General features: G+C 75.3%; 12 protein-coding genes. 7 read left to right on the top strand and 5 right to left on the bottom strand.

The window, feature by feature from the left end:
- The first annotated feature begins 118 nt into the window (after positions 1–118).
- Positions 119–1,186: an aminoglycoside phosphotransferase family protein gene (locus tag ACZ4UB_RS03080; protein ID WP_468067891.1), complete on the top strand. Its 1,068-nt coding sequence runs from the start codon at positions 119–121 to the stop codon at positions 1,184–1,186.
- Between the two features lie 4 nt (positions 1,187–1,190).
- On the opposite strand, the gene ACZ4UB_RS03075 is transcribed toward ACZ4UB_RS03080, so the two are convergent.
- Positions 1,191–1,778 carry a hypothetical protein gene (locus ACZ4UB_RS03075; protein ID WP_468067889.1) on the bottom strand — a complete coding sequence of 196 codons (588 nt, stop codon included), beginning with the start codon at positions 1,776–1,778 and terminating at the stop codon, positions 1,191–1,193.
- Between the two features lie 148 nt (positions 1,779–1,926).
- On the opposite strand from ACZ4UB_RS03075, the gene ACZ4UB_RS03070 reads away from it, so the two are divergent.
- Positions 1,927–2,763 (top strand): undecaprenyl-diphosphate phosphatase, encoded by an 837-nt coding sequence (locus ACZ4UB_RS03070; RefSeq protein ID WP_468067888.1) that lies wholly within the window; start codon positions 1,927–1,929, stop codon positions 2,761–2,763.
- A 15-nt stretch (positions 2,764–2,778) separates the two neighbouring features.
- Here the strand turns inward: ACZ4UB_RS03070 and ACZ4UB_RS03065 are convergent, their stop codons facing one another.
- Positions 2,779–3,768, bottom strand: a complete 990-nt coding sequence (locus tag ACZ4UB_RS03065; protein WP_468067887.1) for an AEC family transporter — start codon at positions 3,766–3,768, stop codon at positions 2,779–2,781.
- 128 nt (positions 3,769–3,896) lie between these two features.
- Here ACZ4UB_RS03065 and ACZ4UB_RS03060 point away from each other — a divergent pair, with 128 nt between their 5' ends.
- Both ACZ4UB_RS03060 and ACZ4UB_RS03055 read left to right on the top strand, forming a co-directional pair.
- Positions 3,897–5,189: a sensor histidine kinase gene (locus ACZ4UB_RS03060; protein WP_468067886.1), complete on the top strand. Its 1,293-nt coding sequence runs from the start codon at positions 3,897–3,899 to the stop codon at positions 5,187–5,189.
- The gene (locus ACZ4UB_RS03055; protein WP_399257049.1) at positions 5,186–5,866 is read left to right on the top strand and encodes a response regulator; all 681 of its coding nucleotides are present in this window, start codon (positions 5,186–5,188) and stop codon (positions 5,864–5,866) included. Before ACZ4UB_RS03060 ends, ACZ4UB_RS03055 begins: the two co-directional genes overlap by 4 nt.
- A gap of 24 nt (positions 5,867–5,890) precedes the next feature.
- Here ACZ4UB_RS03055 and ACZ4UB_RS03050 read toward each other — a convergent pair whose 3' ends face one another.
- On the bottom strand, positions 5,891–6,625 hold the full coding sequence (locus tag ACZ4UB_RS03050; RefSeq protein WP_468067884.1) for a DUF6193 family natural product biosynthesis protein: 735 nt from the start codon (positions 6,623–6,625) through the stop codon (positions 5,891–5,893).
- 182 nt (positions 6,626–6,807) lie between these two features.
- Between ACZ4UB_RS03050 and ACZ4UB_RS03045 the strand changes: the two genes are divergently transcribed.
- Together ACZ4UB_RS03045 and ACZ4UB_RS03040 are read left to right on the top strand one after the other, a co-directional pair.
- Positions 6,808–7,839, top strand: a complete 1,032-nt coding sequence (locus tag ACZ4UB_RS03045) for an alpha/beta hydrolase (RefSeq protein ID WP_468067883.1) — start codon at positions 6,808–6,810, stop codon at positions 7,837–7,839.
- A complete protein-coding gene (locus tag ACZ4UB_RS03040) occupies positions 7,836–9,080 on the top strand; it encodes an acyltransferase family protein (RefSeq protein WP_468067881.1) in 1,245 nt (414 codons plus the stop codon). The genes ACZ4UB_RS03045 and ACZ4UB_RS03040 overlap by 4 nt, the downstream gene beginning before the upstream one ends.
- Before the next feature lie 11 nt (positions 9,081–9,091).
- On the opposite strand, the gene ACZ4UB_RS03035 is transcribed toward ACZ4UB_RS03040, so the two are convergent.
- Positions 9,092–9,514 carry a DUF350 domain-containing protein gene (locus ACZ4UB_RS03035; RefSeq protein ID WP_468067880.1) on the bottom strand — a complete coding sequence of 141 codons (423 nt, stop codon included), beginning with the start codon at positions 9,512–9,514 and terminating at the stop codon, positions 9,092–9,094.
- A gap of 103 nt (positions 9,515–9,617) precedes the next feature.
- On the opposite strand from ACZ4UB_RS03035, the gene ACZ4UB_RS03030 reads away from it, so the two are divergent.
- Complete coding sequence (locus ACZ4UB_RS03030; RefSeq protein WP_468067879.1) at positions 9,618–11,438, top strand: GNAT family N-acetyltransferase; 1,821 nt, start codon at positions 9,618–9,620, stop codon at positions 11,436–11,438.
- Here the strand turns inward: ACZ4UB_RS03030 and ACZ4UB_RS03025 are convergent.
- Positions 11,393–13,411 carry an AMP-binding protein gene (locus ACZ4UB_RS03025; RefSeq protein WP_468067878.1) on the bottom strand — a complete coding sequence of 673 codons (2,019 nt, stop codon included), beginning with the start codon at positions 13,409–13,411 and terminating at the stop codon, positions 11,393–11,395. The genes ACZ4UB_RS03030 and ACZ4UB_RS03025 overlap by 46 nt on opposite strands.
- Between the last annotated feature and the right edge of the window lie 90 nt (positions 13,412–13,501).

Here is a 13,501-nt window from a genome sequence, read left to right as displayed (position 1 = left end):
CCCCGCGCGGGGGAACGCACGGGGCCGCGCGGCGCACGCGGAAATCCGTTGGCCCGGGAGCACGGGGGTGTGGTGGTGTGGGGCCGTTCTGCGCGGTGGCGGAGGCGGAAGGGGCGCGATGACGGAGCGGTTGCCGTTCGGGGACGGACTGCGGGACCGGTTGGGGCCGCCGGGGCGGGCGGAACGGCTGGAGAGCAGCCCGCGTTCGCGGGTGTGGCGGGTCGAACTGGCCGGGGGGCCGGCCGTCCTCAAGCAGCTCGTCGCCGGTCCCGGCGCGCAGGACCGGTACGCGCGGGAGGTCACCGCCCTGCGGCTGGCCGGCCGGCGCCCCGCCGGACCCCTGGCGCCCGCGCTGCTCGCCGCCGATCCGGCCGAGCGGGTCCTCGTGCTGGAACTCCTGGAGCACCGGCGGCCCGGGCCCGAGTGGATCGTGGAGTACGCGGTGGCACTGGCCCGGCTGCACGCCTGCGGGGCCGCGCTGTCCGCAGGACAAGCATCGGGGCTGCCGCGGTGGCGGGGTCCGGGCGAGGAGGACGTCCTGGCGTTCCTCGGCCTGGCCGGGGAGCTGGGGGCCGCGGTACCGGCCGGGGCGCGGGCGCAGTTGTCGGCCCTGGTGGAGCGGCTCGACGCGGCCCCGGTGGACTCGCTGCTGCACGGCGATCCGTGTCCCGGCAACGACCTGCACACCCCGGCGGGGATCCGGTTCGTCGACTTCGAACAGGCGGCCATGGGCAGCGGTCTCACCGAACTGGCCTACCTGCGGATCGGGTTCCCCTCCTGCGCGTGGGTGACGGCCGCGGCGCCGCCGCTGCTCGCCCGCGCCGAGGCCGCCTACCGTGCGGCGTGGCGGGAGGAGCGGGGCGAGGACCTCCCCGACGGCCTCGCCGACGCCTGCGCGGGCTGGTTGCTGCGCGGGGACGCGCTGGTGCCGCGGGCCCAGCGGGAGGCCGGGGACCACCTGGCCCGGGCGGCGCGCGAGGACTGGACCTGGGGCACGGCCACGGCCCGCCAACGGCTGGCCCACCGCCTCGGCGTGGTCTGCGCCCTGGGCGCCGACCACCCGGACCTGTCGGACCTGTCCCGCCTGGCGGCCCGGATGCGCGAAGGCATCCGCACCCGCTGGCCGGCCCTGCGCCCCCTCCCGTCGACCCGCCCGGACCCGGAAGCCTCCACCCCGGCCCCGTAGACCGTCAGCGGACGAAGGCCGCCCAGACCTCGCGGGCCAACCGGGCGGGCTCCCCGCGCGCGTCGATCACCAGGTCACAGGAGGCGCGGAGCGATTCGACGTGGCGTTCGTGCGCGTCGCGCCGGTGGTCGAGGTAGTTCGTCAGCAGGACGTCGAGGGGAAAGCCCTCGCGCAGGCACTTGCGCCGGATCTTGCGCACCAGCCGCAGGTCGGCCGGGAGGTCGACGAACACGTCGAAGCGGGCGCAGGCCACCGGCGGGCCGATCCGGCGCGCGAACAGGCCCTCGACGATCACCACGGGGGCCGAGCCGAGCGCGCGGGCCGTGTCCCCGGTCAGCCGCTCGGCATCGACGGAGCGGGGGTCGCCGGTGTCCAGCCGCGGGACGCCCGTGGCATCGGGCCGCCAGATCCCGTGCCCCGCACCGCCCTCGTCGTGGGCGGCGTGGTAGTAGTCGTCCCCGTGGAGCACGCGCACCGGCGCCCCGACCGCGGTGGCCGCCAGCGCATCGGCCAGCGTCGTCTTCCCCGCACCCGCGCCACCGGTCAAGGTCAGCAGCACCGGCAGCGTCCGGGACGCCGGGCCCGTCACCATGCGATCCGCCTCCACCTCTCCGCTGCGCACCCTAGCCCCACGGCGTGTTGGTCGCCCCGGCGTGGATCCTCTACAGTCACCCTCGTCTTCTACACGCTTGTAGACGGCCAGGGGTCACCCGCGCGAACCAACCTCAGGGACGGGGCAATTGAGCACCATCGGCATAGGCCAGGCAGTCGTTCTCGGCGTCGTCGAAGGAGTCACCGAATTCCTGCCGGTCTCCTCCACCGGCCATCTGAAGATCACCGAGGGCCTGATGGGGATTCCGGTGGACGACAAGGCCGTCGTCGCCTTCACCGCCGTGATCCAGGTGGGGGCCATCGCGGCGGTCCTCGTGTACTTCTTCAAGGACATCGTGCGGATCGTCTCCGCGTGGGGGCGGGGATTGGCCCACCGCGAGGAGCGTCACCACCACGACTACAAGTTCGCCTGGTGGGTCATCTACGCCACGATCCCCATCGTCGTCGTCGGACTGGCCGCCAAGCCCCTGATCGAGGGCCCCCTCGCCTCGCTGTGGGTGGTCGCCGGCTCCCTGATCGTCGGCAGCGGCCTCATGTGGGCCGCCGACCAGATGGGCCGGCACCGGCGCGGCGAACAGGACACGCGGCTCAAGGACGCGATGCTCGTGGGGTCCTCGCAGATCCTCGCCCTGCTCTTCCCCGGCTTCTCCCGCTCCGGCGCCACCATGTCCACCGGCCTGATCCTCGACCTCGAGCGGGTCGCCGCCACCCGCCTGTCCTTCTTCCTCGGCATCCCCGCCCTGACCGGCGCCGGCCTCTACGAACTCAAGGACGCGGTCGGCGCCGGGGTGGACCTCGCGCCCCTGGCCGTCGGCACCCTGGTGTCCTTCGTGGTCGCCTACGCCTCGATCGCCTGGCTGCTGAAGTTCGTCGCGAAGCACTCCTTCAACGCCTTCGTCATCTACCGGATCGCCATCGGCGTGCTGCTCTTCGGCCTGCTCGGGACCGGTGTGCTGAGCGCCTGACGGCCGTCCGTCGACTCAGGCCGCCGCCCACTGGATCCACAGCGGGAGCAGCAGCAGCGCGGCGACCGAACTCTTGATCACCAGGGCGGCGGAGAGGTCCACGCCGACGTCGTAGCGCTGGGCGAAGATGAAGAGGTTCTGCGGGGTGGGCATCGCGGCGATCAGCACCAGGTACTTCAGCCAGTCCCCCGTGACGCCGAACAGGGCGCCGCAGACGCCCCAGGCGAGCAGCGGGAAGGCCAGGCACTTGAAGGCGATCAGCGCGATCTCCTCGCGGGTCGTGCCCCGGACGTCGAGGCCGAGACCGCCGAGGTGGAGGCCGAGGGCGAAGAGCGCGACCGGCGAGGCGCTGTCGCCGACGAAGGCGAAGCCGTCGAGCACCACCTTCGGGACGGGCAGCGAGAGCAGGTTGAGCAGGATGCCCGCGTTGCAGGCGAGCACGAGCGGCGTGGTCAGCGAGGCGACGACGGCCCGGGCGAGCCGGACGGGCCGCGAGGCCCCGCCGACGGCGGCCGCTGCGTCGCCGGCCGCGCCGCCCTCGGCCGCGTCGTCGGCGCGGCCGAGCTCCATGATGGAGATGACCACGAGGGACAGCACGCAGACCTGGAACAGCAACACCGGGAAGATCGGCGCCGCGTCGCCGAACACGGTGATGAAGACGGGCACCGCGAAGTAGGCGGTGTTGACCTGGACGCCCGCCATGATCCGCAGGGCCACTCCGCGCGGCTCCCGCACCCCCCGGGCCCGGGCGGCGAGACCGACCAGCAGGACGGCGAGCGCGGCGGTGGCCGCGTAGCCCGACAGCGCGCGCCAGTTGAACAGGGCGCCGAGGTCGCTCGCGTAGATGTTGCCGAAGAGGTAGCAGGGGACGGCGAAGAGGAAGGCGTAGTCCGCGAAGGCCTTGGACGCCTCGGCGGGGACGACCTTGCGCTTGGCGAGCACCGCCCCGCAGCCGAAGGCCAGCAGGACCGGCAGCAGCTTCTCCAACGTGGCCACCGAACCCATGCCCCGACCCCCGACGCTCGCGCTGTCCCTGGTGACGTCGTCCCCCGGCGCCACCGAGACCCTATCCCCACGCAAGATCCACCCGGCACGGCCGGCGGACGCCGGACACCCCCTAGGCTGGACGGATCATGCGAAGCGAAGAGACGTCCGGTCCCCCGCCCGGGCTGACCGCGGTGCTGCGGACCCCGGCCAGAGCCGCGGAGCCGTTGTTCGCGCAGGCCCCGAAGCGGTGGCAGCGCCGGCTGCCCTACGCGGTCGTCGCGGTCGCCGTGCTCACCCTGTTGCCCGTGACGATCAGCGTCCTCACCGACGACTACAAGGCGGGGGGCGGCTGGGCGGGCGCGCTGGGCGTGGCGCAGACCGTGCCGCTGCTGCTCGCGGTGACCCGGCCGCTGGCCGCGTGGGCGCTGGTGCTCGCGGCCGACATCGTGGGCGCCCTCGTACTGGTCCACGCCGACCGGATCGCCGGGCAGGCCTGGCCGTGGACGCCCATGGTCATCATCGGCTACCTGCTGCTGATGGCCTGCCTGGGGCTGCGCGAGTCGATCCGGACCCTGATCGGAGTGTGGCTGGTGACCGGGGCGGTCGGGGTGCTGCTCGGTCTCCTCCCACGGGACGGGGTGACGATCACGCACGCGCTCCTGTTCGTGCTGGCCGGCGTCATGCTGGTGGTGACCGGGGCGCTGCGCGGGGTGGGCGACGCGCAGCGGCGGGTGGCCGAGCAGGAGAGCATCAGCGAGGCCGAGCGCGCCGGGCGCACCCTGTTGGAGGAGCGGGCCAGGATCGCCCGTGAGCTGCACGACGTGGTGGCCCATCACATGTCGGTGATCACCGTGCAGGCGGACTCGGCGCCGTACCGGCTGCCGGACGTGTCCGAGGAGGTGCGCCAGGAGTTCACCGCGATCGCGGCGAGCGCCCGGGAGTCGCTGGGCGAGATGCGGCGGCTGCTGCTGGTGCTCCGGGGCGACGGGGTGGACGGCGAGCGGGCTCCGCAGCCGGGGCTCGCGCGGGTGCAGCAGCTGGTGGAGGCGACGGTACGGGCGGGTCTGCCGGTGGAGCTGTCGATGACGGCGCAGGCGGCGAAGGCCGCCGAGGCCGTGCCCGCGGTGGACCTGTCGGCGTACCGGATCGTGCAGGAGGCACTGGCCAATGTGGTGCGGCACGCGCCGGGGGCGACGACCCGGGTGTCGGTGCGCCATGACGCGGGCGCCGCGGGCGAGGTGCTGGTGCTCGTGGTCAACGGGCGGGCCCGCAGCGCGCCGGTGCGTTTGGAGGGGCCGGGCACCGGTCACGGTCTGATCGGCATGCGCGAGCGCGTACGGTTGACGGGCGGGACGCTGGACACCGGCCCGCTTCCCGACGGCGGCTTCCGGGTCGCCGCCCGCCTGCCGTTGCACCCCCCTGCCGAGGACGCCAGTTGACCATCCGCGTGATCATCGTCGACGACCAGGCCATGGTGCGGGCGGGGTTCGCCGCACTGCTGTCGGCGCAGGCCGACATCGACGTCGTGGGCGAGGCTCCCGACGGCCGGCGCGGCATCGAGGTGGCGCGGGCCGCGCACCCCGACGTGGTGCTGATGGACGTACGGATGCCGGAGATGGACGGCCTGACGGCGGCGCGCGCCCTGCTCGGACCGGCGCCCGGTGTGGTGCACCGGCCGAAGGTGTTGATGCTGACCACCTTCGACATCGACGACTACGTGTACGAGGCGCTGCGCGCGGGCGCCTCCGGCTTCCTGCTCAAGGACGCGCCCCCGGCCGACCTGATCGCGGCGGTCCGGGTGGTCGCCTCGGGCGAGGCCCTGCTGGCGCCGTCGGTGACGCGACGGCTGATCGCGGACTTCGTGCAGCGCCGGCCCGCGCCCCGCAAGGATCCGGCGCTCCGGCTGAACGGGCTGACCCCGCGGGAGACCGAGGTGCTGGAGCTGATCGCGCGCGGGCTGTCGAACCAGGAGATCGCCGGGCACCTGGTGCTGGCCGAGCAGACGGTCAAGACGCACATCGGGCGGGTCCTGGGCAAGTTGGACCTGCGGGACCGGGCGCAGGCCGTCATCTTCGCCTACGAGGCGGGGCTGGTGCGCCCGGGCGACGGCGCCTGACGCCGCGCCCCGTCGCGCGCGGGGTCATGGGTGCGGGACGGCGTCCTCGGGGAGGCCGGCGAGGACGAGGGCGACGGCCCCCGCCGCATCGTCCACGTCCTGGAGCCGGCCGTCGGCGAAGCGGATCCGGTAGCCGCCGCCCTTGACCGGCATGGTCCGCGGCAGGTCGTGGCAGATCGGTGGCGCGGCCCTGCGGCTGAAGGTGAGCCAGTGCAGGCTCCGCCCCGGCGACAGGACCCGCAGCCTCGGCTCGGCGAAGGCGGCCGCCAGGAGCTCCGACATCGCGGTGTCGCCCCGCTGTGCGGCGGAGCCGCGCAGGGAGCGCCAGCGCGCCGGTACCGCGTCGCCCCGCTCGTAGGCCTCGGCCAGCTCCCAGGTCCGCAGGAACGGCCACCGCGCGACGAGTTCCCGCAGGCGGTGTCCCCGCGTCCAGGAGTGCAGCGCCCCGACGACCTCGGACAGGTCCTCGGTCCGGCCGGTGGCCATGCTGACGTCGGCGGCCCGGCAGTGAACGGAGAAGGAGCGGTCGCCGATGCTCATGAGGACCTGCGCCGCGCGGCCGTCGGCCGTCACCTGCGCGGCCGTGACGCGCCAGCCCGGTGCGGACGTCAGCTCGACGGCGAGCGGGAGGCCCGCTCGATCGGCCGCTTCCTGAAGGGCGTCGCGCAGCGAACCGGACGCGAGGACCTCGGGGTAGTGCGTCAGGTACGCGGGGATCGGATCCTCCGGCGGCCGGTTCGCGGACGGTGTGTCGGACATGTCGTCAAGTCTGCCAGGGCCGCCCGTTGAGGGGCGTCGCGCGCCGAGCCACCGGCCGCCACGACCGGAGCCCTCCTCCACCCCCTACCCAGGTATGACAGCGCACTTGGCTCCCTGGTGCGATGTCCGCTTCGACACCTTCTTCCTACCTTCCTCCTCGACACGAGGAGAGGAGAAGGGGCATGCGCCGCTTCGGGAGGACGCTGGTGGCCGCCGTACTGACGGCGGCCGTCATCACGGGGACCGCCGGCTGGGCGTCCGCCGACGCCCAGCCGGCGGTCACCGGGCCGCTCCCCGGGACCACGGCCTGGCTGGCGGTGCCGGGGCTGCCCGATCCGGCCACGGCCGCACCGGACGCGGTGGCCCGCTTCTTCGCCGCGCTGGCCCCGGAAGAGGCGCAGGCCCTGGGGCGCCGGCACCCGCTGGTCGTCGGCAATCTGGACGGCGTACCCGTGGCGCTGCGGTACCAGGCGAACCGGATCTCGATCCTGGCCTCCGGTGACGGCCGGTACCTCTCGCTCGCCGGGTCCGGGCGGCAGGTCCTCGCCTTCGACCCGCGCGGGCGCGGGCAGGTCGTCGAGGTCTTCGGGGACCTGGCGCACGCGGAGCACGTGGCCGTGGTCGTGCCCGGTTCCGACAACGACGCGCGGACGCACGACCGTGCGCGCGCGGCGTACAGCGGCCCCGTCGGAATGGCCCGCGCCCTGCGCGCCGCCAGCGGCGACACCACCGCCGTGGTGGCCTGGACGGGCTACACCACCCCCGTCGGGGTGGGGCTCGACGCCGCCCGCGTCCGGCTCGCGGAGGCCGGCGCGATCCGCTTGACCCGCTTCCTCGCGGGCCTCGACGCCGTCGGTGCGGCGCGGCCGGCGCTGTTCTGCCACAGCTACGGCTCGGTGGTCTGCGCGCTGGCCGCCCGCCACGCGGACGCGCGGGACATCGTGGTGCTGGGCTCCCCCGGCATGCACGCGCGGAGCGCGGCCGCGCTGGGGACCCGGGCCCGGGTGTGGGCCGCCAAGGGCCCTTCCGACTGGATCGACGACGTGCCGAACGTCGAGTTCGCCGGGCTCGGGCACGGCGCCGACCCGACGTCGGCCGCGTTCGGCGCCCGGCGGGTCCCGGCCGCCGACGCCGAGGGCCACACCGGCTACTTCGTCCCCGGGACGCGGTCCCTGGCGGCCTTCGCCGCGATCACGACGGGAGCGGCCCGATGAGCGGCGCGAGGCAGGGCGTGACCCGCACCGGCCCGTCCGTCGGGGGGCTGCGCCGCCTCGCCCGGCGCATCGACCGGGACACCCCGGCCCACCGTGACCGCGCGATCGACGCGCTGCGCGCGATCGCGCTGCTGGCCGTCCCCGCCGGCCACTGGATGCTGGGCGGTTTCACCCTGGACGGCGCGGGCGCGCTGCACAACGCGAGCCCGCTGTCCTCCTTCGCCGCGCTCGCGCCCGCCAGTTGGGTGCTCCAGATGCTCGGCATCTTCTTCCTGGTCGGCGGGTACGCCTCGGTGCTGTCCTACCACCGCCGCGCGGGCTCGGCGGGGGCCTGGCTGCGGGGCCGGATCGCCCGGCTGGGCCGCCCGGTGCTCGGCGTCACCGCCGTGTGGGCCGTGCTCGCGCCGGTGTTGTACGCGGCGGGGGTGCCAGTGACGACCCTGCGGACCGGGGCGACGCTGGTGGTCCAACCCCTGTGGTTCGTGGGGGTGTACGCGGTGGTGACCGCCCTGACCCCGTACTGCGTGCGCGCGGCGCGCCGGCTCGGCGGCTGGGCGGCGGCGCCGCTGCTCGCTTCGGTGGCCGTGGTGGACTTCCTGCGCTACGGGCCGTACGCGGAGGCCGTGCCGTCCTGGGTGGCCCTGGTGAACGTCCTGCCGGGCTGGCTGTTCGCCTATCAGCTCGGCGTCTCCTGGGGCGAGGGCCGGATCGGGCGGCGCGGCGCGGCACTGCTGTGCGCGGGCGGCACGGCGCTCTTCGCGGTCCTGTTGCTGCTCTTCCACTACCCGGCGTCCATGGTCGGCGTACCGGGCGCGGCCCGTACCAACTCGCACCCGCCGTCGCTGCTGGTCCTGGCGCTGGCCGCGGCCCAGTCCGGGGCGGCGATCCTGGTCCGGGACCGGCTCGCGCGGTGGCTGGCGCGGCCGGCCCTGTGGGCTCCGGTGGTCGTCGTCAACCTGTCCGCGATGACCGTCCTGTGCTGGCACCAGAGCGCGATGCTGGCCGCGGCCGTGCCCGCCGCCGCCCTGGGCGGGCTCCCCGGGCTGACGACGGCCCCGGACACGGCGCTGTGGATCGTGCAGCGGCTCGCCTGGCTGCCGGTGTTCGCGGCGCTGCTCGTGCTCATCGCCCGGTACGCACGGCGCTTCGAGGCACCGTGGGCCCGGTCGACCGCGGCGCGGCGCACCGCGGCCGGCCTGCTGTCGGCGGGATTCGCCGTCTTCGCCCTGGGCCTGGCCTGAGGGGTGTGGGGTCAGGAGATCGAGGCCGCCACGATGGCCGCGACCGCGAGGTTGCAGGAGGCGGTGACCCAGACGGCCGGGTGCGGCTGCGGGTCGACCACGATCGCGCCGAGCTTGCCGGGGGTGAAGACGTCCAGGACCAGGAAGGCCAGCCCCATCAGGACCAGGCCGAGCACGCCGAAGGCGGCGGTGTTCAGCAGACCCTTGCCGAAGTCGTCGTAGGTGGTCCAGATCGAGGTGAACACGATCCCGCCGACGCCGAGCAGGGCCGAGCTGAGCTGCAGGGCCGCGTTGCGGTTGCGCTCCTCCCAGATCTGCTTGCGGAGCGCACCGGGGGTCAGCACGTCCACCAGGACGATGCCGAGGATCAGCAGCACCAGGCCGAGGGCGCCGAAGGCGCTGGTGCGGCCGAGTCCGTTGATGATGTCGCTCATTGAGGGGCCTGTTCTCCGCGTGGGTGGAAAGGGGATGCGAGGAGCCGCGTGGGGAAGGGAAAACTATCGCACGGCCGTTCCGGCCGGGGACGGGGAGGCACGAATGGTTCGGGAGGTGGTGCGGGTGCGGGTACGGGCCGCCCGGCCGGACGAGGCGGCGGCGCTCGGCGCGCTGGCGCTGCGGTCGAAGGCGCACTGGGGGTACGACCAGGAGTTCCTGGCCTCCTGCGCGTCGGAGTTGGCGATCCGGGCCGAGGAGGTCGGGGCGCGCCGGGTCGTGGTCGCCGAGGCGACCGGGTCACGCCCGGAGCTGCTCGGCGTCGCCACGCTCGAAGGGAGCCCGCCCGTGGCCGAGCTGGGGCTGCTCTTCGTGGAACCGTCGGCCATCGGCCGCGGGGTGGGCCGGCTGCTGTACCGGGACGCGGTGCGCCGGGCCCGCGAACTGGGCTGCCGGGCACTGGTGATCGAGGCCGACCCGCACGCCGCCGGGTTCTACCGGGCGATGGGGGCCCGTCCGGCCGGTGGCGCACCGGCGGCGGGGCTGGTGCGCTTCGAGGTGCGGCTCGACGGGGCCGCGCCCTGGGTGGCGGTCTGGACCGGGGACCGGCCCGCGGTGCACCTCGGCAACGTGGCCGAGTACAACGCGCAGTTCGGTGACGCCTCCCTGGACCGCGAGCAGCTCGCCGCGCACCACTACGCCGCTCTCGCCGCCTTCTACGGTCCCCGCCCCGCCGCGCTGGTCCTGCCCCGGCCGGTGCCCGCCTGGTGGGTGGAGCAGGTCGCGCGGCAACTGGACTGGCCGCGGGTGGCGGTCCACGACGGGCTGGCGCCCGACCACCGCTCGCTGTCGGCCGCCGTGGGGGCGCGGCCCGCGCTCGCCGCCCAGTTGACCGGATCGGGGGCGGTGCTGGTGCCGTGGGGGCAGAGCCCGGACTTCGCCCGGCTGGCCGGGGGCGGGCCGTGGCGCCCCGAGGTGCTGCGCTACGAATCGAAGGCGGCCTCGCACGCCTTGTTCACCGGGATCGTGCGGGCGGGCGGTCACCCGGACGTGCTGGTCCCCCGGCAGTGGCGGCCGCGCAACCGATGGGCCGCGGCCCGCCTGGTGGCGGCGCGGGCCCGGGCCGGTCTCGCCACCGTGCTCAAGTCGGAGCACGGGGTGGGGGGTTCGGGCACGCGGGTGCTCACGCCGGAGCGCGTGCGCGCGGCGGGCGGGGCCCTGGCGGCGCTGCGCGGGCTGCCGCGCGGACCGCTGCTCGCCGAGGAGTACGCGCACGACCCGCGGGCGCCGGTGCGCGACCTGACGTACGACGCCTTCGTGGACGCCGCGGGCCGCGTCCACCCGGTGGGCGCGGCGGTGATGGACGTGGTGGACACCGGCTACCGCGGGGCCACGGTCGGGCCGGGAGTGGTCCCCGACAGGGCACGGGAGGCGCTGTCGGCCTTCGGAGGCGCGGTGGGCCGCGAGCTGGCCGCGGCGGGGTACCGGGGCTGGTTCGACGTGGACTTCGTCGGCGCCGGGCAGGGGCGCCTCGCGCCGACCGAGACGAACCTGCGGCTGACGGGACCCTCCGCGGCCTTCGTCGTCAAGGCCCGGCTCGACGAACTGCGCGGCGGGGACCACCTGGTACGGATCATGGACCGGGTCGAGCTGGGGGCCCGGCTGCCCGAGGCCATGGCCGGGGAGCTGTGTGCCGCGCTGGCCCGCGGCTGCGCGGACCTCGACGCCGTCTTCGTCCCGGCCATCGCGACCGCGGCCTTCGACCCGGTCCCCTGGCTGGGGGTCCTGGTGGCCGCGCACACCCGGGAGGCGCTGGACGCGGCCGAGGCACTGGTGCGCGCCCGGGCGGCGGCCGTCGGGGCGATGTTCGGCGAAGGCGCTCAGGAGCCGGCGGCCCCCTCCGCGCGGGGTCGGCGGACGGCGTAGAGGGCGACGATCCCGGCGGCGATCATCAGCGGGACGTTGAAGGCGTAGACGAGGGCGGCCTGTCGGGGCCAGTCCTGCTTGGCGGCGAGCCGGTACAGGTTGTCCTGGGGCCACCAGGACACCAGCAGGTAGGTGATCGCCAGGTGCGCGGCCGTCCCGAGGGCGCGGCCCCGCCCCTGTCCGAGCGTCCGGCGACGACCCGCGAGGAGGAACACCACGCCGAAGCCGAAGGACAGCCATTCGAAGACGTACAGGACGAAGAACAGGTTCGCGTAACCGCCGGGGACCCCGCTGAGGTCGGTCGAGCCGGGCCAGAGGATCCCGGTCAGGGACGCGGCGATCAGGGCGAGGGGCACGGCCGCGCAGCCGACCGCGCACGAGGGGGTCACCTCGCCGCCGGAAGCGGTGTACTTGCCCGAGCCGCGGGCGGTCCGCGCGGAGCCCGGTGCCACCGGCAGCGGGAGGGCCCCGCGGTCCTCCCGGCCCGAGCGGTCGCGGGGCAGGGCGCGCAGCCGGACCACCGTGCGGGGTATCTCCTGCGCGGGCAGCGCTTCGGCCAGGTGCCGGCCGACGGCCACGGCATCCGGCAGCTCCTCGTCGGCCTCCCCCAGGGCCTCGGCGTAGGCCGGCGGGGCGACGTACGCGACGAGACGACCCGGCACGGAGCCGTGGCGCTTCTCGCCGGGCTTCCCGCCGGGTGCCGCGTCGAGCGCCCCGTCCGGTATCTCCCGCACCAGCGCCCCGCCGATCCGGGGATGGCCGCGCAGGAGGGACTCGATCCGGTAGGTGTCCAGGGTCCGGCGGCCGATCACCACCCGGTCCCGCTGTCGGCCGGCGAATTCCAGCAGCCCGTCCTCACGGAGCCGGGCGAGGTCCCCGGTGGCGACGGCCGCGCCACCGTCCGGCGGGGTGAGCCGGACCTCGCCGGCCACCAGCTCCACCCGGCAGCCGGGAAAGGGGACGCCGAGCAGGCTGAGGCCCTCGGGCCCGACCACCGGGCGCGCCAGCATGGGGAGCTCGAACCACGTGCCGACCCCCGCGGTCTCGGCCGTGCCGTAGACGTTGAACAGGCGGGCGCCCGGGCGCAGCAGGGCGTGCAGGGAGGTCTGTTCATCGAGGTAGAGCCGGTCCCCGGTGACCGTGACCAGGCGGACGGACCACGTGTCGGGGTCGGGCGCGCGGCCCGGGTTGCGCGCGCCGTCCCCGGCGGTGAACACCCGGTGCGCGGACCCGGGGTCGGTGTGGACGACGGAGACCCGCTCGTCGCGGATCAGGCGGCGCAGCTCCTCCCGGGACGCGGACGAGCGGTCCGGCAGCACCAGGGCTCCACCGGAACACAGCGCCCGGGTCCAACCGGTGGCGAACCCGCCGAGGTCGGGGCGGGCGGTGATCAGGTGCCGGTCCTCGGGAGTGAAGCCGGCGATCTCGGCCCAGCCGTCGTGGGCGGCGAGCAGCCGGGCGTGGTCGATCCGCACCGCGCGCGCCCGCGCACCCCCGGTCAGGACGAACGCGGCCGGGTCGGCGCCGGCGGGGTCGCCCGCAGCAGCCGTCTCCACCGGCCGAGCGGCGATCCGCGGCGCCTCGGTGTCGAGACAGATGACGCGCCGGCCGCTCCCCTCGTCGAGGAAGGCCAGCTGCGCGCTGCGCGTGAGCAGCAGGAAGGGCGGGGCCTGCGCCAGCTGGCGCCGCGCCGCGGCGGGCTCGTCCGGATCGAGGAGGACGTAGGCGCCGCCCGCCTTGAGCACGGCGAGCAGCGCGGTCACGGCCTCCGGCCGGTCCGCGGTGGCGATGGCCACGACGCTCCCGGGCTCCAGGCCGGCGGCGAGCAGGTGGCCCGCCAGGCGGCCGGAGTCGCGGTCCAACGCCCCGTAGTCGAGGACGGCCGTGCCACTGACGACGGCGGGCGCCCCGGGGGCCTCCCCCGCCCATCGGCGAAAGCGGTGGAGCACGCTGACCGCGGGATCCGGATTCATGTCCCGATGATGCCACCGGGCACCGACAGCCCACGGGGGTACGGAACAACGGCTCTCCACCGGTCATTGACCTCAAGTTTGATTGAGGTC

This window comes from Streptomyces sp. NPDC028419, from assembly GCF_055565515.1.
Note: the sequence above shows the minus strand (reverse complement) of the source record. Positions and strands in the feature narration are given on the sequence as shown.